Source organism: Ensifer adhaerens (assembly GCF_001270265.1).
GTDB classification, from domain to species: Bacteria; Pseudomonadota; Alphaproteobacteria; order Rhizobiales; family Rhizobiaceae; genus Ensifer; species Ensifer adhaerens_B.
Genome location: NZ_LGAP01000022.1, coordinates 36302 through 53514, shown reverse-complemented (window position 1 = coordinate 53514; position 17213 = coordinate 36302). Strand labels below are relative to the sequence as shown.

Annotated in this window: 22 protein-coding genes; 16 read left to right on the top strand and 6 right to left on the bottom strand. The window is 63.4% G+C overall.

Going from position 1 to position 17213, the window contains the following annotated elements; all coding sequences use genetic code 11:
* Nucleotides 1–64: 64 nt before the first annotated feature.
* The 5 genes from AC244_RS24805 (at nt 65) to AC244_RS24785 (ending at nt 2743) form a co-directional block, all read left to right on the top strand.
* Nucleotides 65–469, top strand: coding sequence for a nuclear transport factor 2 family protein (locus AC244_RS24805; RefSeq protein ID WP_053251493.1), 405 nt, complete (start codon nt 65–67; stop codon nt 467–469).
* Between the two features lie 183 nt (nt 470–652).
* Nucleotides 653–982, top strand: a complete 330-nt coding sequence (locus AC244_RS24800) for an ArsR/SmtB family transcription factor (protein WP_053251549.1) — start codon at nt 653–655, stop codon at nt 980–982.
* On the top strand, nt 979–1443 hold the full coding sequence (locus AC244_RS24795) for an SRPBCC family protein (RefSeq protein ID WP_053251492.1): 465 nt from the start codon (nt 979–981) through the stop codon (nt 1441–1443). The genes AC244_RS24800 and AC244_RS24795 overlap by 4 nt, the downstream gene beginning before the upstream one ends.
* A 171-nt stretch (nt 1444–1614) precedes the next feature.
* The gene (locus tag AC244_RS24790) at nt 1615–2028 is read left to right on the top strand and encodes a GFA family protein (protein WP_053251491.1); all 414 of its coding nucleotides are present in this window, start codon (nt 1615–1617) and stop codon (nt 2026–2028) included.
* A 139-nt stretch (nt 2029–2167) separates the two neighbouring features.
* The gene (locus tag AC244_RS24785; protein WP_053251490.1) at nt 2168–2743 is read left to right on the top strand and encodes a 2'-5' RNA ligase family protein; all 576 of its coding nucleotides are present in this window, start codon (nt 2168–2170) and stop codon (nt 2741–2743) included.
* 146 nt (nt 2744–2889) lie between these two features.
* Here AC244_RS24785 and AC244_RS24780 read toward each other — a convergent pair whose 3' ends face one another.
* Entirely contained in the window at nt 2890–3516 is a 627-nt protein-coding gene (locus tag AC244_RS24780) for a glutathione S-transferase family protein (protein ID WP_053251489.1), read from the bottom strand.
* Nucleotides 3517–3681: 165 nt separating this feature from the next.
* On the opposite strand from AC244_RS24780, the gene AC244_RS24775 reads away from it, so the two are divergent.
* On the top strand, nt 3682–4743 hold the full coding sequence (locus tag AC244_RS24775; protein ID WP_053251488.1) for a succinylglutamate desuccinylase/aspartoacylase domain-containing protein: 1062 nt from the start codon (nt 3682–3684) through the stop codon (nt 4741–4743).
* A gap of 51 nt (nt 4744–4794) precedes the next feature.
* Here AC244_RS24775 and AC244_RS24770 read toward each other — a convergent pair whose 3' ends face one another.
* Nucleotides 4795–5268 carry an Lrp/AsnC family transcriptional regulator gene (locus AC244_RS24770; protein ID WP_234717026.1) on the bottom strand — a complete coding sequence of 158 codons (474 nt, stop codon included), beginning with the start codon at nt 5266–5268 and terminating at the stop codon, nt 4795–4797.
* A 229-nt stretch (nt 5269–5497) separates the two neighbouring features.
* Between AC244_RS24770 and tatA the strand changes: the two genes are divergently transcribed.
* The 5 genes from tatA to AC244_RS24745 all read left to right on the top strand — a co-directional run bounded on the left by tatA (nt 5498) and on the right by AC244_RS24745 (nt 8905).
* Nucleotides 5498–6667, top strand: coding sequence for a tyrosine aminotransferase (gene tatA / locus AC244_RS24765; protein WP_053251486.1), 1170 nt, complete (start codon nt 5498–5500; stop codon nt 6665–6667).
* 28 nt (nt 6668–6695) lie between these two features.
* On the top strand, nt 6696–7316 hold the full coding sequence (locus AC244_RS24760; protein WP_053251548.1) for a YitT family protein: 621 nt from the start codon (nt 6696–6698) through the stop codon (nt 7314–7316).
* 84 nt (nt 7317–7400) lie between these two features.
* The gene (locus AC244_RS24755) at nt 7401–7760 is read left to right on the top strand and encodes an ArsC family reductase (RefSeq protein WP_053251485.1); all 360 of its coding nucleotides are present in this window, start codon (nt 7401–7403) and stop codon (nt 7758–7760) included.
* A gap of 16 nt (nt 7761–7776) precedes the next feature.
* Nucleotides 7777–8250, top strand: coding sequence for a Cys-tRNA(Pro) deacylase (ybaK, locus tag AC244_RS24750; RefSeq protein WP_053251484.1), 474 nt, complete (start codon nt 7777–7779; stop codon nt 8248–8250).
* Nucleotides 8251–8317: 67 nt separating this feature from the next.
* Nucleotides 8318–8905, top strand: a complete 588-nt coding sequence (locus AC244_RS24745) for a dual specificity protein phosphatase family protein (protein WP_152976089.1) — start codon at nt 8318–8320, stop codon at nt 8903–8905.
* Nucleotides 8906–8909: 4 nt separating this feature from the next.
* On the opposite strand, the gene AC244_RS24740 is transcribed toward AC244_RS24745, so the two are convergent.
* A complete protein-coding gene (locus AC244_RS24740; RefSeq protein WP_053251546.1) occupies nt 8910–9365 on the bottom strand; it encodes a MarR family winged helix-turn-helix transcriptional regulator in 456 nt (151 codons plus the stop codon).
* A gap of 85 nt (nt 9366–9450) precedes the next feature.
* Between AC244_RS24740 and AC244_RS24735 the strand changes: the two genes are divergently transcribed.
* The 4 genes from AC244_RS24735 to AC244_RS24720 all read left to right on the top strand — a co-directional run bounded on the left by AC244_RS24735 (nt 9451) and on the right by AC244_RS24720 (nt 13231).
* Nucleotides 9451–10125 (top strand): glutathione S-transferase family protein, encoded by a 675-nt coding sequence (locus AC244_RS24735; RefSeq protein WP_053251483.1) that lies wholly within the window; start codon nt 9451–9453, stop codon nt 10123–10125.
* Between the two features lie 94 nt (nt 10126–10219).
* Entirely contained in the window at nt 10220–11098 is an 879-nt protein-coding gene (locus AC244_RS24730; protein WP_053251482.1) for an MBL fold metallo-hydrolase, read from the top strand.
* Between the two features lie 80 nt (nt 11099–11178).
* Complete coding sequence (locus tag AC244_RS24725) at nt 11179–12432, top strand: aminopeptidase (protein WP_053251481.1); 1254 nt, start codon at nt 11179–11181, stop codon at nt 12430–12432.
* A complete protein-coding gene (locus AC244_RS24720) occupies nt 12368–13231 on the top strand; it encodes a pyrroline-5-carboxylate reductase family protein (protein WP_321166232.1) in 864 nt (287 codons plus the stop codon). Before AC244_RS24725 ends, AC244_RS24720 begins: the two co-directional genes overlap by 65 nt.
* Before the next feature lie 76 nt (nt 13232–13307).
* On the opposite strand, the gene AC244_RS24715 is transcribed toward AC244_RS24720, so the two are convergent.
* Nucleotides 13308–14186 carry an EamA family transporter gene (locus AC244_RS24715; RefSeq protein ID WP_053251479.1) on the bottom strand — a complete coding sequence of 293 codons (879 nt, stop codon included), beginning with the start codon at nt 14184–14186 and terminating at the stop codon, nt 13308–13310.
* Nucleotides 14187–14284: 98 nt separating this feature from the next.
* Between AC244_RS24715 and AC244_RS24710 the strand changes: the two genes are divergently transcribed.
* Nucleotides 14285–14779, top strand: a complete 495-nt coding sequence (locus AC244_RS24710) for a MarR family winged helix-turn-helix transcriptional regulator (protein ID WP_053251478.1) — start codon at nt 14285–14287, stop codon at nt 14777–14779.
* A 9-nt stretch (nt 14780–14788) separates the two neighbouring features.
* On the opposite strand, the gene AC244_RS24705 is transcribed toward AC244_RS24710, so the two are convergent.
* Both AC244_RS24705 and xseA read right to left on the bottom strand, forming a co-directional pair.
* A complete protein-coding gene (locus tag AC244_RS24705) occupies nt 14789–15379 on the bottom strand; it encodes an NAD(P)H-dependent oxidoreductase (RefSeq protein ID WP_053251477.1) in 591 nt (196 codons plus the stop codon).
* A gap of 156 nt (nt 15380–15535) precedes the next feature.
* Complete coding sequence (xseA, locus tag AC244_RS24700) at nt 15536–17134, bottom strand: exodeoxyribonuclease VII large subunit (RefSeq protein ID WP_053251476.1); 1599 nt, start codon at nt 17132–17134, stop codon at nt 15536–15538.
* Between the last annotated feature and the right edge of the window lie 79 nt (nt 17135–17213).

The following is a 17213-nucleotide window of genomic DNA, read 5'->3' as shown; positions in this document are numbered from 1 at the left end:
GCGGCAAACGTTCACGACATATGGAGATCAAACGATCTCTCATCCCTTCAGACGGAGAATACCCATGACGCAAGCAGCAACCGACACCGCACGACAGATGCATGAGGCCAACGTTCTGCGCGAAACGGAGCGCGCCCGGCTTCGCGCCCTGGTCAGCGCCGATGTCGCGTTAGCACGCCAGTTTCACGCTCCCGACTTCCAGTTGATAACACCGATCGGCGTATCCCTTTCACGAGACGAGTATCTGGGGGCAATCGCGGCCGGCCGGATCAAGTATCAGGCCTGGGAGCCTGCCGATATTGCCGTCCGCCTCTATGAAGGGTCAGCGGTCATCCGCTATCGCGCCCAGCTCGAGGTCGTCTTCGACGGACACAACGTCCCCCGCAGCGACTACTGGCACACCGATGCATACGAGTATCGCGACGACCGATGGATGGTCGTCTGGTCGCAGGCAACCGCAATCCGCTAGCGACAGGCGCGGCAGACGCCCTTGTGCGTTTGCGGAATGGCCGTCGAAAACCCTCAAGGGGCGTGCCGAGGCATGCCCCTTTTGCGTTTCCGAAGTCCGCCCGCCACTTCGGTTCACCTCGGTCCCACACCACCAAAAACAATAGTATTGACTAATCAATCAGTATGCACTAATCATTTGATCATGATTGAAGCCGCACCCATTACCGCCATCATGCGCGCCCTTGCCGATCCGACCCGGCGTGCCGTGTTCGAGCGCATCGCCAATGCCGACGAAATCACGGTGGTCGAGCTGACGCGCGGCAGCGGCGTGACGCAGGGCGCCATTTCGCAGCACCTCAAGTCGTTGAAGCAGGCGGGTCTCGTCACAGAGCGCCCCGAAGGCCGCAACGTCTACTACCGCGCTGAGCCCGAGGGCCTCGAGCCGCTGGTCGACTGGATGAGCCATTACGGCGCCTTCTGGCGCGAACGGTTTGCAAACCTCCGCACTCTCTTGAAGGAGATCGATCCATGAATGAAGTCGTGTTGCAGCCCCATACGCAGGACATCGTGGTCGACGAGGTCTTCCCCCATGCCCCGGAGACGATCTGGAAGACGCTGACGAGCGGCGCCTTGATGAGTCGCTGGATCATGGCTCCGACAGGCTTCGAGCCGGTCGAGGGCAATCGCTTCACCTTTCAAACGACGCCGGCCGGCGAATGGGACGGTGTCATCCATTGCCAAGTGTTGGAAGTGCTGCCGAACGAACGGTTCGTCTATGCCTGGAAGGGTGGGCACGAAGGTAACGCCGGCTATGGTTCGCGCCTCGACACGGTCGTCACATGGGCGCTTTCCAAGGTCGACAACGGAACCCGCCTTCGCCTTGTCCATTCCGGATTCATGACGCCGAAGAACGACACAGCTTTCAAGAACATGAGCCAGGGCTGGAAGAAGGTCCTGTCGCAGATCGGCGCCGTGACCGACGAACAGGGCTGATCGCGCCGCGCAGACTGCGACGCAGTTTGCAGGCTGAACCGGTATGACGTCAGATCGTCACGCGCGCCGATCGGCTGAGCCGGCCAAAAAAATTGCAATGGAAGAGAACGGCGGGCGGCGCCGATTGCTGCCGCACGCCTGCTTCCCCGTACCCAACCCAGGAGGAATGAGATGAGCAAGGCCTATATCGGAGGATGCGCCTGCGGCGCGATCCGTTACGAGATCTCAGGAGAACCGATTTTCTCGAACGATTGTCAGTGTCGCGACTGCCAGCGCGAGAGCGGCACCGGGCACGGATCGCACCTGAGCTTCAGGCGAGACGGGGTGAAGCTCGAAGGCAAGGCGACGCTCTGGGACATGGTCGCCGACAGCGGCAATGTCAAAACGCGGGCCTTTTGCCCCACCTGCGGTTCGCCGGTCTATATGACCTTTGCCGCAATGCCCGACGTCTTCACTGTGCGCGCGGCGAGCCTCGACGATCCGAGCCGCTACAAGCCGGACGCCGTCACCTATGGATCACGCGGCTATCCCTGGGATCGCCTCAACCCGTCGCTGCCGATGTTTGACAAGATGCCGCCGGTGTAACGGCCCCGGGGAAGGACATCGGAGGTTTTTCGAGGCAGCACCTGGGCGTGCCCTCCCGGCATCCCCATCTGCTAACGATCAAAGAAAAAAACGATGTGCGGTGAAGCAACCAATCGACTTGCTGTTGATGGAGGGTCGCATGCCGATCGATCAGTTTTCTTTGGACCTGGGGTCGCCGCCGCCACGCCGGCCGATCGACCTGCTCTACTTCGCCATACTTCCTGACGCTGCCGCCGCCGACACGGCTTTGCGCTTGGCGGCAGACGATCAGGAGAGGCACGGGGCTGCGGGCGAGATCTACGATCCCGACCGACTGCACGTCTCTCTCCACCGGGTGTGGAAGGAGCCTGGACTGCCGGATGAGGCCATCCGCTACGCCATGCGCCTCGGCGCATGCGTCGACGCGGCATCGTTCGACATCCGGTTCGATCGGCTCGTCAGTATCGACCAGGGTCGTCAATACCCGAGGACATTGACGTGCGGAAACGGAAACGAACTGCTCGATGACCTGATGATCCAGCTTTCCGACGGCAAGACTCTAAAAGGCGAAGTCGTTCCGCACATGACGCTTTATTACGGCGATCGCTCCGCGCCCTACACGGACCTGCGGACGCCCATCACCTGGACGGCGCTTGACTTTGCACTGGTTCACACCCGCAAGGGCTTGGGCGAAACCAAGGTTCTCCGGCGCTGGCCGCTTTCAAGGCGGGCGTAAACCGGAGGCCTCGAGGCGACGGTGAAGGCAATCCGCAGTTTTCTCGATACAGAGTGATTTGGGGCGTCGGGCGCAAGGTTTTTGCGCCGGCTCTTTGCGCGTCGTAGCTGGCCGCGGCGCGACCGCCGTCAAGCCCCGGTTGGACCTCAGGTCGGAGGGATGAAGGGCTGACTGATCGTCTGGAACACGGTCAGTGCCTCCATCCTTTCCCCGTGCGCCCGCAAGGCGGGATAGCTGGAAATCGCGATCAGTTCGGGATGGACCTCGCACAGGAAACGCAGCACCACCGCCACGGCGATATCGGCATGGCCAATGCGCTCCCCGAACCAGAACTCCGAAGCGCCCTCCGACCGGCCGGCCTCCAGGACGGCAAGCGTCGCTTCGATCTGGCTGCGGCAGCGATCGACCCAGAGGGCCGAGACTTCGCCGTGCAGGCGTTTCTCGTAGAAAAGGCTGACGGCCTTGTCGCCGAGCCCTGTTGCGAGGGCAGCAATCTTCAGCGCCCGGTGCCGGGCAGGTTCGGACCTTGGAAACATCGCGCGATCATCGGGAACAAGCCCGTCGAGATAATCGAGAATGATGTGGCTATCGATCAACGCGGTACCATCGTCCAGCACCAGCGTCGGCACGCGTGTCAGCGGGTTGTAGGAGCGAAGCCTGTCAGCATCGCCGAAGGAAGACCAGGGGCGATGCTCGAACTCGATGCCGTAGAGGGTGAGCGCGATGCCGACGCGGCGGACGAAGGGAGAATCATATTGGCCGATCAGGATCATGCGCGGGTTCCCATCTGGTGCGAATGCCGCCAGAAGACAACGGTTACGCGGTGAAAGTCAAAGCCTTGCTCGGTCGCTGCCCAGGAAGTGCTCCCCGTTTCTAGCCACTTGCAGACGCTATCGGGAATGCCGATAAGCCTTCGACACGAGACAAGCGGGGAGACCATGGACATCTCGGAAATCATCATCGCCGGCGACACCGCAGGCATCGAATGGCGACTGCCGGTCTTCCGTTTCAAGGGCAAGAGCCCCGACGCGCCGAAGACCTATATCCAGGCAGCGCTGCACGCCAACGAACTGCCCGGTACGGCGCTTGCCCATTTCCTCCTGCAGATGCTGGCCGAGGCAGAGAAGAACGGCGCTATTCTCGGCGACATCACCGTCGTGCCGCAGGCAAACCCCATCGGCACTGCGCAATCGCATTTCGGCGAACTGCAGGGCCGTTTCGATCTCGGTTCGCGCACCAATTTCAACCGCGACTTTCCGCTGATCGCACTCGGCGAACGCGATAGCCTTCTGACCGATCTCGATCGCTACTCGGCGACGGATCGCCTGAAGCGGCAATTGCTGCATATGGCGCTCGGCTCCGAGCTGATGCTCGACCTGCACTGCGACGACGAAGCGCTGCAATATGCCTATATCGATGACGCCTTCTGGCCGGAAGCCGCCGACCTCGCCGCGGCGCTCGACATGGAAGCGGTGTTTCTTTCCGATGGCGAAAGCTCCGCCTTCGAAGAGGCCGTCGCCTACGCCTGGAAGTATGAGACGGCGGGGCAGAAGAAGACGCAACTGCCCGGGCGACTCTCCGTCACGGTCGAGCTTCGCGGCACACGCGACGTCTATCCCGATATAGCACGCAAGGACGCCGAAGGCCTGTTGCGCTTCCTCGCTGCGCGCGGCGTTGTCGCCGGCGACAGGGCAGCACTTCCCGCCTTCAGTGGCATCGTCGCGCCGCTCGACAACATCGAAATGCTCCGCGCACCGGCGCCCGGCGCCATTCTCTTCCACCGCGATATCGGTGACAAGGTGAAGGCGGGTGATCTGCTGGTGACGATCCTCAACCGCCCCGGACAACCGGATGGCGCCATCGAAGTTCGCGCGCCGCAAGATGGGCTGATCGTTACCCGGGTATCGACAAGGCTCGCCCGTCGCCGCTCGGACCTGATGAAGATTGCCTGCGCAACCGCTTCCAGCGCCGCACGCAAGCCGGGGCCACTGGAAGCTTAGAAAGCCCGCACCGTGGCTTTTATCCGGAACGTCCGCAGGGCGTTCCGGTCTTCACGGCGCCATCGTGGCGGTCATCTTCGGACTGTCGAGCAGGATGGTCGAGCGCAGCGTCTTGATCTCGCCGATCTGCTCGAACTCGCTCCACAGCAGCCGCTTGTAGTCGGCGACATCGCGCACCGCGATCTTCAGCAGGAAGTCGAAATCGCCGGCGACGGTGTGACACTCCACCACCTCGGGCATGCGCGACACCAACTCGATAAAGCGTTGTCCTACCTTGCTTGCGGTTCGCTCCAGCGTGACTTCAAGAAAGGCTTGAAGGCCGACGCCCGCCGCCTTCGGGTCGACGACGACCGTTTGCCGGATAACGCCTGCCGAATAGAGCCGTGCCAGCCGGCGCGAAAGCGGTGCCGGCGATAGGCCGACCCGTGCGGCAAGCTCATTGTTGCTTCGCGACGCATCTTCGACAAGCAGCCGAATAATCCGCCTGTCGATCGCATCGATTTCGGTCGCTCCACGCTCGGCCACGGGACAGCCCTCCCCTCGCATTTTCCACGATCTGAGCAAATCAGCAAAAGAAATGCATCGATCGACGCAATTCCATCTATGCGAATATTGTCTCCGTGGCAAATGCGGCGTCGATTTTGCGCGATCGTTGCCTTAATGAAGAAGCCTGTCGAGCGGTCGGAAGGTGCTACCGGCACGACCTTCTCGACCGCTGATCGCTACTCTGTCACTGCCAAGGGGGAATTCCGGCATGTTCGACGCTCTGACCCGCCAACCCGACGATCCGTTGTTGGCCCTGATCGGGCTCTATCGCAAGGATGAGCGCCCTGGAAAGGTCGATCTCGGGGTCGGCGTCTATCGTGACGAAACCGGCCACACGCCGATCTTCCGCGCGGTCAAGGAAGCGGAAAAGCGGCTTCTCGAAACGCAGGACAGCAAGGCCTATGTCGGCCCCGAAGGCGACCTCGTCTTCGTCGATCATCTCTGGACGTTGGTCGGCGGCGACACGGTCAACCGAAGCCATCTTGCCGGTGTGCAGACGCCGGGCGGCTCCGGCGCGCTCCGGCTTGCGGCCGACCTCATCCGCCAGATGGGCGGCAAGCGCATCTGGATCGGACTGCCGAGCTGGCCGAACCATGCCAGCATCTTCAAGGCAGCGGGCCTTGAGACAGCCGGCTATCCGTTCTTCGACGTGCCGTCCCAGACCGTGCTGTTCGACAATCTGATGAGCGCGCTCGAAGGTGCTTCCGCCGGCGATGCCGTGCTGCTGCATGCCGGCTGCCACAATCCGACGGGTGGCGTGATCACCGAGGCACAGTGGCTGGAGATCGCCGCGCTCGTCGCCGAACGCGGCCTGCTGCCGCTGATCGACCTTGCCTATCAGGGCTTCGGCCGTGGACTGGACGAGGACGTTGCCGGCCTTCGCCACCTCATCGGCATCGTGCCGGAAACCCTGATTGCCGTGTCCTGCTCGAAGTCGTTCGGGCTCTACCGCGAGCGCACCGGCGCCATCTTTGCCGTGACCACCTCATCCGCGTCGGCCGACACGGTCCGCTCCAACCTCGCCGGGCTGGCGCGCACCAGCTACTCGATGCCGCCGGATCACGGTGCTGCCATCGTGCGCACCATCCTGTCGGATGCCGAACTGGCGCACGACTGGAGAGAAGAACTCGAAACGATGCGCCAGCGCATATCAGGCATTCGCCGCTCGCTTGCCGAAGGCTTGCGGGACCGCTGGCAGGCGCTCGGCGCCATCGCCGGCCAGGAGGGCATGTTCTCGCTGTTGCCGCTTTCGGAAGCGGATGTCATGCGGCTCAGGAACGAGCACGGCATCTACATGCCGGGATCCGGTCGCATCAATATTGCCGGACTGAAGACGGCCGAAGTCGATGACGTCATCGGCAAGTTCAAGAACCTCTAGGGACTGAAAAGAAATGAAGGCCGAGCGAATGATCGATGCAACGGAAGTGCCCGCCGAGCGCCACCGCCTCTATGAGGATGCGCTGGCGATCCTGACGGGCACGCTGATCATGTCGCTCGGCGTCATCATCTACAGCAAGGCGATGCTGCTGACGGGCAGCACCTCCGGCCTTGCGCTTCTCTTGCAATATGCGACCGGCGCGCAATTCTGGCTGGTGTTCTCGCTGATCAATCTGCCGTTCTATGTGCTGGCGATCAAACGGCTCGGTTGGATGTTTGCGCTGCGCACCTTCCTTGCGGTCACCCTGGTGGCGCTGTTTTCGAAGTTGACGGCAGGATGGGTGGAATTCGCCAGGCTGGAGCCGATCTACGCGACCGTTGTCGGCGGCGGGCTGATGGGCACCGGCCTGCTGATCCTCTTTCGCCACCGCACCGGGCTTGGCGGCATCAACATTCTGGCGATCTATCTGCAGGAGAAGTTCGGCATCCGCGCCGGTTATTTCCAGCTTGCCGTGGATCTTGCGATCCTTGCAGCCGCCTTCTTCGTGCTGCCTCCGGCCAACCTCGTTCTCTCGGTGGTCGGTGCTGCCGTCGTCAACATGACGCTTGCCATCAACCACAAGCCGGGGCGCTACGCCGGCGTGACCTGAGACACCGGCAAGGTCTTCCCTCTCTCTGAGAGGGAGGCTATCACTCCCAGCACGAATTTGCCGCGAGGCAGGAAAGGCATGGGAATGACGGTCACGATCTACGGCATCAAGAGTTGCGACACGATGAAGAAGGCGCGCACCTGGCTCGAAGGCCAGGGCATTGCCTATCGCTTCCACGACTACAAGGCCGAAGGGATCGATCGCGCCCATCTCGATCGCTGGTGCAAGGAGGCAGGCTGGGAGATCGTGCTCAACCGCGCCGGCACCACCTTTCGCAACCTGGCCGATGCCGACAAACAGAACCTCGATGCCGACAAGGCGATCGCGCTGATGCTGGCGCAACCCTCGATGATCAAGCGCCCGGTGCTCGAGGCCAACGGCAATCTGCTGATCGGCTTCAAACCGGACCTCTACGAAACCCTGTTCGACAAGGCGAACGCCTGACGCCTGGAGCGGCACGATGTCCAAGACCACCCGCGCGACGCAGACACTTGCCAAGGCCGGCGTTGCCTTCACCGTCCACACCTACGACTACGACCCGAACGCCGAACGCGTTGGCCTGCAGGCGGCGGAAGCGCTCGGCGAGGATCCGAGCCGGGTGCTGAAGACGCTGATGGCCGAGGTCGACGGCAAGCCGGTCTGCTGCGTCGTGCCGTCCGATCGCGAAGTCAGCATGAAGAAACTGGCCGCAGCCTTCGGCGGCAAGTCGGCAGCGATGATGAAGCCGGTCGATGTCGAACGTCTGACCGGGTATCATGTCGGCGGCATCAGTCCGTTCGGACAGAAGAAGCTGGTGCCGACCGCGATCGAAGAGGCTGCCCTTGCTGAAGCGCAGGTCTACATCAACGGCGGCCAGCGCGGCCTTCAGGTGCGGCTTGCGCCCGGCGACGCAAGGGCTGCGCTGAAGGCCGTGGCGGCGCCGCTGATCGCCTGACGCTCGCCATCAAAACATCATGGACGCCCGCTAGACCTCAAATTCTCGAGGTCTTTGAAAGCTGTCCATGTTGTCCGGATTGATCCTGCGCTCGAAGCGCTTCGCCCGCCGCCTCACCATTGCGATCGCGGTCGTCGCGTCAGCAGCCGTGCTTTACCTGACGGCGCTGCAATGGACCGGCAATTTCCACACGCTCGTTGCCGGCGAAGTCTACCGGTCGGCGCAGCCGAGCTCGAGTTCGATCGCCGCCTATTCCAAGGCCTACGGCATCCGCACCATCCTCAACCTGCGCGGCGAACACAGCGATGCGCGCTGGTATCGCGACGAAGCGGCGGCCGCCGAGCGCAACGGCATCCGCCTCATCAATTTCCCGATGTCGCCGTCTTCAGCCATCAGCCTGAAGGAAACGGAAGCGCTGATGGCGATCCTGCGCGACGCTCCGAAGCCGCTTCTGATCCATTGCAAGGCCGGTGCCGACCGGACCGGCCTGGTCTCGACGATCTACCTGCAGCAGATTGCGGGCGTGGATGAAGAAACGGCCGAATGGCAGCTATCGCCGATCTACGGGCATGTGGCGCTGCCCTATCTCTCCTCGACCTTCGCGATGGATGAAACCTGGGAGGCGCTGGAGAAATCCTTCGGCCTCGACAGCTAGAGTTCTACCGGAGCTTGGTGAGTAGGCTCGCCAATTGCTGCGCGTCGTCCGCACTCAGTTTCGCGCCGACGTGAGCCTCGATCGAGCTGGAATAGACTTGCCACATGCGCGCGCGCATCGCGCGCCCCTTGTCGGTGATGACCACCCAGCGTCCGCGCCCATCCGCATCAAATGCCTCGCGCCGGACCAGCCCTTCCCGTTCGAGCCGATCGATCAAGCGCGAGAGATTGTACTGGGCAAGCAAAGTGCGGGACTCGATCTCGAAGGGGCGCAGCTTGCCGTCCGCGGCCTGCACCAGTTCCCAGAGCACGTCATACCAGCCGAGCGGCGGCAGACCGGCCTTCTTGAAGTCGGCTTCGATCGCCGAAAGCACGCGCCGCTGCGCGCGCATGAGGCCGATCCAGGCCTGGGTGACAGCCGGGGTCGGGCGCGGCTCTGCATTCTCGGAAAAATCGTTCATAGATGCAATTACATCGATCTTGAAACCATTGGCAAGCATACATACATGTAAATGCATCTACTTTAAACCGCACCGGAGATCGCCCATGAGCAGTACCCTCACCTTGATCAGCCATCATCTCTGCCCCTATGTGCAGCGGGCCGCCATCGCGCTTGCCGAAAAAGGCGTCGCCTTCGATCGCGTCAACATCGATCTCGCCGCCAAGCCGGACTGGTTCCTGAAAATTTCGCCGCTCGGCAAGGTGCCATTGCTGCAGATCCCGCAGGAGACGGGTGAGGCAGTGCTGTTCGAAAGCTCAGTGATCTGCGAGTACCTCGAGGAGACGCAGGCCGGTGCGAGACTGCATCCGGCTGACGCCTTGGAACGGGCGCGCCACCGCGGCTGGATGGAATACGGCTCATCAATCCTCTCTGACCTCTGGGGTTTTGAGACCGCCGCGGATGCCGCCACGTTCGCGCAGAAGCGCCAGGCGATCGCGGTGAAATTTGCAACGGTCGAAACCGTGCTCGGCGACGGCCCCTATTTCGCCGGAGCGGACTTCTCCCTGGTGGATGCAGTCTTTGCGCCGATCTTCCGCTATTTCGACCTTTTCGACACACTGGCCAACCACGGGATCTTCAACGGCCTTGCCCGCGTTTCCGCGTGGCGGCAAGCCCTGGCGGAACGGCCGAGCGTCAGGAAAGCGGTGGCCGCGGATTACGGTGAGCGTTTGATGGCCTTCCTGAAGCACCACGACGCCTATCTGCTGCGCGCGCAATAGGGCGGAGTGGCGTCGAGCGCCGGGCCTTCTTTTTCGGTGCGCGCCGTCCTATGACGGGTGCAAACCTGCCGGAGGAGAAGTGCCCGTGCCTGATATGACGTCGACCCTGACGATATTGCAGCCCTACCCCGGCATCTTCGCCTATTACGACGGGCGGATCGCCGGGACCCGGCTGCACTCCGACGGACCAAACTGGCTGGACGATGGCGCCTATGCGCTGGGCGTCGCGTCCTATGCGATCGTCGATGGCGGTGACGCGCTCGTCTACGACACCCACATCTCCGTGCCCCATGCAGAAGCCATCCGCGCTCACCTCGAAAGCCTCGGCGTGACCTCGATCCGGGTCGTGCTCAGCCATTGGCACAAGGACCACGTGGCGGGAAACGCGGCCTTTGCCGATTGCGAGATCATCGCATTGGCGTTGACGGCGGCACGGCTCACAGAGAACCGCGAGAAGATCGAAACGGCGACGCCGCCGATCCATCCGCTCGTCATGCCCAACCGCCTGTTTGAAAACAGGCTTGAGCTGAAGGTCGGGCAGCGGAAGGTGGAACTGCATCATTTCGCCATTCACAGCGCCGATGGCAATGTCCTCTGGCTGCCGGAGGAAAAACTGCTGCTGGCCGGCGACACGGTGGAAGACTGCGCCACCTTTATCGCCGAAGCAGAGCATGTCGCCACGCATATCGCCGAACTCAAGCGCCTGCGCGACTGGCCGATCGCGCGCATATTGCCGAGCCACGGCGATCGCGAGCGTATTGCTACGGGTGGCTACGGGACGGATCTGATCGACGCGAACCGAAGCTATCTCGACCGTTTGCTGGACGCGGCCGCGGGCGAAACCGCGATCGGGCCACTCAAGGACTTTGCCGCCGATGAGATCACCGCCGGCTCGATCCTCTATTTCGAGCCCTATGAGGAGGTTCACGACAGCAATGTCACCAGAATGCGCGCGGCGACCACGGCCATTTGACGTTTGCAACCGTCAGCCTTCATTTTCGCCGCAAAGCGCACTAAGTTTTGTTCTTCCGATTTCATAGAGACAGGCAGATCATGCCCTACCCCGCCAACACCCCCACTCCGATCGATCCGGTCAAACTCGACAAGCTCGCGGAAGTCGCCATCAAGGTCGGCCTGCAGCTGCAGAAGGGCCAGGACCTGGTGATGACGGCGCCGATTGCCGCCATGCCGCTGGTGCGCGACATCACCAAGCACGCCTATAAGGCCGGCGCCGGTCTGGTGACCACCTTCTATTCCGACGAGGAAACGACGCTTTCCCGCTATGCCTATGCGCCGGACGAAAGCTTCGACCGGGCCAGCGACTGGCTCTATGAAGGCATGGCCAAGGCCTTTGCCGGCGGCGCGGCGCGGCTCGCCATCTCCGGCGACAACCCGATGATGCTGGCCGCCCAGGACCCGGGCAAAGTCGCGCGCGCCAACAAAGCCAATTCCATCGCCTACAAACCGGCGCTCGAAAAAATCACGAACTTCGACATCAACTGGAACATCGTCTCCTTTCCGAACCCCTCCTGGGCGCGGCTGGTGTTCCCCAACGATCCCGAGCCGATCGCGGTGGAAAAGCTGGCCAACGCCATCTTTGCCGCTTCGCGCGTCGATCTCGACGATCCGGTCGCCGCCTGGAGCGCGCATAATGCCAACCTGGCGCGACGCTCCGCCTGGCTCAACGGCGAACGCTTCGCCTCGCTGCATTTCACCGGCCCCGGCACCGACCTCGTCGTCGGGCTGGCCGACGGCCATCTCTGGTGCGGCGGCGCGTCGGAAGCGAAAAACGGCATCATCTGCAACCCGAACATTCCGACCGAAGAGGTCTTCACGACGCCGCACGCGCTGCGCGTCGAGGGATATGTCTCCAGCACCAAGCCGCTGTCGCATCAGGGTACGCTGATCGACAACATTCAGGTCCGGTTCGAAGGCGGACGTATCGTCGAGGCGAAGGCATCGCGCGGCGAGGAAGTGCTGAACAAGGTGCTCGATACCGACGAAGGCGCGCGCCGGCTCGGCGAAGTGGCGCTTGTGCCGCATTCCTCGCCGATTTCGGCAAGCGGCATCCTGTTCTACAACACCCTGTTCGACGAAAACGCCTCGTGCCATATCGCGCTCGGCCAGTGCTACTCGGGCTGCTTCGTCGACGATACCAGCCTGACGCCGGAGCAGATCCGCGCCCAGGGCGGCAATTCGAGCCTGATCCACATCGACTGGATGATCGGCTCCGGCCAGGTCGATATCGACGGTCTGCGCGCCGACGGCAGCCGCGTGCCGGTCATGCGTCAGGGCGAGTGGGCTTGACGCAGTTTGGCGTCATCGGTGGTGGCGGCTGGCTGGGCAAGGCCCTGCTGCTGCCGCGCTTGCCGATGGTGTGATCGCCGGGGAGGCGTTGACCGTCTCCTCGCGCACTGGCGCCGTCTCGGGCTTCGAACCTTGGCCGGGTGTCCGCCAGACGAAAAACAACGCCGCGCTCGCCGCCGATGCGGATGTGGTGATGCTGTCCGTGCGCCCCCAGGATCTGGACGCCATCGCGCTCGATCTCTCGGGCAAGCTGGTCATTTCGGTGATGGCGATGGTTTCGCTTGCCGACCTTGCCGACCGCTTCAACGCCCGTCGCATGATCAGGGCGATGCCGAACGCTGCCGCCGAAAGGCGGCTGTCCTTCACCCCATGGCTTGCGAGCCCCGATGTGACGGATGCGGACTGCGCTTTCGCCGAAAGGCTTTTCCAAGCGTCCGGCAAGTCGCAAAGGATCGCGACGGAAGCGGAGCTCGACTATTTCACGGCGCTGACCGGCTCCGGCCCCGCCTTTCTTGCCGCCTTTGCCGATGCAATGATCTGCGATGCCGTGACGAAAGGCATCGAGGGGAGTGTCGCCGAGAGCGCGGTACGCCAACTTTTCCTCGGCGGCAGCACCTTGCTCTTCGAGAGCAGGCAGACGCCGGCCGAAATCGTGCAAACCTTTCTAGACTACGCCGGCACGACCGCAGCCGGGCTTGAGGCCATGGCTGCCGCCGATATCCGCACGCCGATCGCCCGGGGTTTAACGGCCGCCGCGGCAAGGGCGGCGGCTGGCCCCGGCAACGGAGACCTCGGTTAGGCTTTTCCGCAGGGCGCCTGCCTTGTCCAACCTCAGCGCTTGCCCGGACAGGTGGAGCGAACTGCAGGCTCTCCGTTTACGCACGGGCCGGGCGAACCCGGGGCGCCAATTGCGCCCGCTGACTCAGCCACACGCTGACGAGCACGACGAGAATGCCCATAGCCTGGACCGGCGTCAGGCGTTCGTCGAGAACGCCCCAGCCGAGCAGGATCGCGACGACCGGGCTCAGGAAGCCGAGCGGCGCCACGGCCGAGGGCTCGAGGCGCGACAGACCCCGGAACCAGAGCAGATAGGTGAAGGCAGCGCCGATCAGACCGAGATAGGCAAGGCCGGCGACGTTCGCCGCCGTCAGGGCCGGCAGGGCCGGCTCGAAGAAGAGAGCCACGGGCACCAGCAGCAATCCGCCGGCGGCGAGCTGCCAGGCGGTGAAGGTCAATGGCGGCACCGGCGGCGCCCAATGGCGGCTCAAAACCGTGCCGAAGGCCATGGAAACGGCACCGGCAAGGCCGGCGACGACGCCGAGCGGATCGAGCGTTGCACCCGGCGTCAGCACGAGCAGGCCGACGCCGACGATGCCGGCGACGCCGGCAACGATGCTGAGCGCGCGGATCGGCGAGCCGAGAAAGACGCGCGACAACAGGATGACGATCAGCGGCTGGATCGCGCCGACGGTGGCGGCGACGCCGCCGGGCAACCGGTAGGCGGACACGAACAGCATCGCCCAGAAGAACGAGAAATTGAGCGCGCCGAGCAGGAACGTGCGCGGCCACCAGATGCCTGAAGGCAGCTGGCGGACGATGAGGAGGAGCAGGAGCCCCGCCGGCAGGGCGCGCAACATGGCGACCGTCAAGGGGTAACCCGGCGGCAGCAGTTCGGTCGTGACCAGATAGGTGCTGCCCCAGATGGCAGGCGCCAGGGCGGTCAGGGCAAGGTCGGTATTGCGGTTGGCGATCATGTCTTGGCCTCAAGTATCTCTACATCAAGATATATCCGTTATAACCGATATTATCTTGACGTCAAGATATCGTCGCCTTACGGATTTCGAACGAACGGATGGAGGTTGGGATGGATCACGTCGACAGGATTCTAGCGCAGTGGCAGCGCGAAAGGCCGGACCTGGATATCTCAGCCATGGGTCTTCTCGGCCGCTTCACGCGGCTGCGCAACCATATCGGGCGCGAGATCGAAAAGACCTTCGCCGAGCGCGGATTGACCTCGGCCAGCTTCGACGTGCTTGCGGCCCTGCGGCGGTCCGGACCACCCTTTCAGCTCTCGCCCGGCGACCTGCTGGCAACCACCATGGTCAGTTCCGGCACGATGACGAACCGCATCGACCAGCTGGAAAAGCAGGGCCTCGTCCAGCGGCTCGACAATCCAGATGACCGCCGCGGCGTGATCATTGCGCTGACGCCGGAAGGTCTGGAACGCGTCGACGAGGCTGCGACCGCGCATGTCACCAACCAGCATCGCGTCGTTGCAAGTCTTGCGCCGGACGAGCGCGAAGCGCTCGATGCGCTGCTGCGAAAGCTGCTCGCAACCTTCGAATAGAGCTGGCGATCAGATGCGTCCGGCGAGTTGCCGCACGCGCGCAAGGTGACGCTTGCGCTTCCCGTCGGTCGCCCGGTCCATATCGTGCAGGCTGACCATCCGGAAATCGAGGCCCCTGGCGCAGAAGGCGGCGATTCCGCGCTTCAACAGCCGCCGCACGGGGTTGCCCATATAGAGGTGCACCACCCACCAGGGCGACCCCGTTGTCGTCAGCGCCCAGAACAGCTTGATGTTCTTTAGCCGCGGGATGATGCGGCCGCCGGCCGGATCGTTGTCGAAGGCGACTCCCGGCACAAAGACCCGATCGAAGAAACCCTTGAGGATCGCCGGGAAATTGAACCACCATTGCGGAAAGACCAGGACGATCCCGTCCGCCGCCTGCAGCCGCGCGATCCACCCGGCCGTCAAGCTGGCGTCGTAGCTGTCGGTGAAATAGCTGCCGCGCTCCGCCTTGCTCAATCTCGGATCGAAGTCCTCGCGATAGAGATCGAGCAGATCGACGGAATGGCCCCCGGCAACAAGCGCCTGCTGCGCTTCGCGGGCGACGCTGGCGGCAAAGCTGTCTTCCAACGGGTGGGCAAGCACGAGCAGAATACGCATCCGTTGTTCCTACTGCATGAGCCTTAAATCAAAATCAGAATACGAAAAACGTACCGTACCGCTGCCGGAGCCATACACGACAAGTGGACTTGGGCAAAAATAAACTCCGCGTTGCCAAAGCCAGGCGTGCCGCGACACCGGACCCCGAAGGCGTTGCTAGAACAGGCTGCCCTGCTTCGACGGGTCGCCGCTGGGACCGCCGGCTTTCGGCTGCTTCTTCCTCGTGACCGCCTGGGCTGACGGCTCGCCACCCTCGCCGGCGATGGCTGAAACGCTGCCGTCGGCAAATTCCAGCGACAGCGCCATGCCCGGCAAAACGGCAGCGGCCTGGCGAACGGGCCCACCCTCCCCGTCGCGCACCAGCGCAAAGCCGCGCTGCAGGACGTTGCGATAGGAGAGCGATTGCAGGATACGGTCCTGCGCTGCGATGACACCCGTCAATCGGCGGATATCCGTGCGGATCGCCGCGTCGGAGCGCGCGACGAGGCCGGCGACACGATCCGTCGAGCGGTGGATCTGGGCCAGCAGGCGCGACGGCAGCGCGCGCAGCGACGCATCCGCCGCCGATACGCGCGACTGCCCACGATGAACCTGTCGTTCGATGACGCGCTCGGCGCGGTTCATCGCATCGCTTATCCGTTGCCGGCGATCGCCGAGCCGTGCCTTGACCAGGTCCGGCCGCAGCTCGGTGGAGGCGCGCTCGAACAGCCGGCGCTTGTTCGCGGTGTTCATCATCAGGCCGCGCCCGAGACCGAGGGCAGCCTCATCGAAACGGCGGCGCGGCAGCGCCAGCAACTGATCGAGTGACGGCAGCGCGCGGGCCAGCGACCGCACGGCCTGGCGGCGATTTTCCATCTGCCTTGCCATGCCGGCCTTCAATCGCGCCGAAAGGCCGGAAACTTCCGCCTCCAGATCGGCTTTAACCGGCACGGCCATTTCCGCCGCCCCCGTCGGTGTCGGCGCACGCTGGTCGGCGGCATAGTCGATCAGCGTCCAATCGGTCTCGTGACCGACGGCGGAAACCAGCGGGATGGCAGAGGCCGCCGCCGCGCGCACGACCGCCTCATCGTTGAAGCCCCAGAGATCTTCGAGGCTACCGCCGCCGCGCGCGACGATCAGGACATCAGGGCGGGCGATCGGCCCGCCGGGTTCACATTCGTTGAAGCCGCGAATGGCCGCCGCCACCTCGTCTCCGGAGCCTTCACCCTGAACCCGCACCGGCCACACGACGACATGCACAGGGAACCGGTCGGCGATGCGGTGGAGAATATCGCGAATGACAGCGCCGGTCGGCGAGGTGACCACGCCGATCACGCTGGGCATATAGGGCAGCGGCCGCTTGCGTGCCGCGTCGAACAGGCCCTCGGTGGCGAGCTTGCGCTTGCGCTCCTCCAGCAGGGCCATCAATGCGCCGGCACCGGCCGGCTCCAGCGTCTCGATGACGATCTGATATTTCGACGAACCGGGGAAGGTCGTGACCTTGCCGGTGGCGATCACTTCCATGCCCTCTTCCGGGCGGAAGCGCAGCCGCGAGAAGGTGCCCTTCCAGATTACCGCATCGATGCGCGCCCGATCATCCTTGAGCGCGAAATAGGCGTGCCCCGAAGAATGCGGCCCACGATAGCCCGAGATCTCGCCGCGCACGCGGACCTGATCGAAGGCCTGCTCGACCGTTCGCTTGATCGAACCGGAAAGCTCGGAGACCGAATACTCGGTGAGATTGCTCGGAGAATCGTTGTCGAAAATGGAGCTCATGCCTTTTTGTAACCGACCCGAGGCCGAAGGTCAGCAAAGCCGTGCGCCTTTCTACCGGTTTCTTCCTCCGACGTCCCTG

Bases quoted from the DNA above. Each gene is read 5' to 3' on its own strand.
- AC244_RS24805 (WP_053251493.1), top strand. From the start codon at position 65: ATGACGCAAGCAGCAACCGACACCGCACGACAGATGCATGAGGCCAAC.
- AC244_RS24800 (WP_053251549.1), top strand. From the start codon at position 653: ATGATTGAAGCCGCACCCATTACCGCCATCATGCGCGCCCTTGCCGAT.
- AC244_RS24795 (WP_053251492.1), top strand. From the start codon at position 979: ATGAATGAAGTCGTGTTGCAGCCCCATACGCAGGACATCGTGGTCGAC.
- AC244_RS24790 (WP_053251491.1), top strand. From the start codon at position 1,615: ATGAGCAAGGCCTATATCGGAGGATGCGCCTGCGGCGCGATCCGTTAC.
- AC244_RS24785 (WP_053251490.1), top strand. From the start codon at position 2,168: ATGCCGATCGATCAGTTTTCTTTGGACCTGGGGTCGCCGCCGCCACGC.
- AC244_RS24780 (WP_053251489.1), bottom strand. From the start codon at position 3,516: ATGATCCTGATCGGCCAATATGATTCTCCCTTCGTCCGCCGCGTCGGC.
- AC244_RS24775 (WP_053251488.1), top strand. From the start codon at position 3,682: ATGGACATCTCGGAAATCATCATCGCCGGCGACACCGCAGGCATCGAA.
- tatA (WP_053251486.1), top strand. From the start codon at position 5,498: ATGTTCGACGCTCTGACCCGCCAACCCGACGATCCGTTGTTGGCCCTG.
- AC244_RS24760 (WP_053251548.1), top strand. From the start codon at position 6,696: ATGATCGATGCAACGGAAGTGCCCGCCGAGCGCCACCGCCTCTATGAG.
- AC244_RS24755 (WP_053251485.1), top strand. From the start codon at position 7,401: ATGACGGTCACGATCTACGGCATCAAGAGTTGCGACACGATGAAGAAG.
- ybaK (WP_053251484.1), top strand. From the start codon at position 7,777: ATGTCCAAGACCACCCGCGCGACGCAGACACTTGCCAAGGCCGGCGTT.
- AC244_RS24745 (WP_152976089.1), top strand. From the start codon at position 8,318: ATGTTGTCCGGATTGATCCTGCGCTCGAAGCGCTTCGCCCGCCGCCTC.
- AC244_RS24740 (WP_053251546.1), bottom strand. From the start codon at position 9,365: ATGAACGATTTTTCCGAGAATGCAGAGCCGCGCCCGACCCCGGCTGTC.
- AC244_RS24735 (WP_053251483.1), top strand. From the start codon at position 9,451: ATGAGCAGTACCCTCACCTTGATCAGCCATCATCTCTGCCCCTATGTG.
- AC244_RS24730 (WP_053251482.1), top strand. From the start codon at position 10,220: ATGACGTCGACCCTGACGATATTGCAGCCCTACCCCGGCATCTTCGCC.
- AC244_RS24725 (WP_053251481.1), top strand. From the start codon at position 11,179: ATGCCCTACCCCGCCAACACCCCCACTCCGATCGATCCGGTCAAACTC.
- AC244_RS24715 (WP_053251479.1), bottom strand. From the start codon at position 14,186: ATGATCGCCAACCGCAATACCGACCTTGCCCTGACCGCCCTGGCGCCT.
- AC244_RS24710 (WP_053251478.1), top strand. From the start codon at position 14,285: ATGGAGGTTGGGATGGATCACGTCGACAGGATTCTAGCGCAGTGGCAG.
- AC244_RS24705 (WP_053251477.1), bottom strand. From the start codon at position 15,379: ATGCGTATTCTGCTCGTGCTTGCCCACCCGTTGGAAGACAGCTTTGCC.
- xseA (WP_053251476.1), bottom strand. From the start codon at position 17,134: ATGAGCTCCATTTTCGACAACGATTCTCCGAGCAATCTCACCGAGTAT.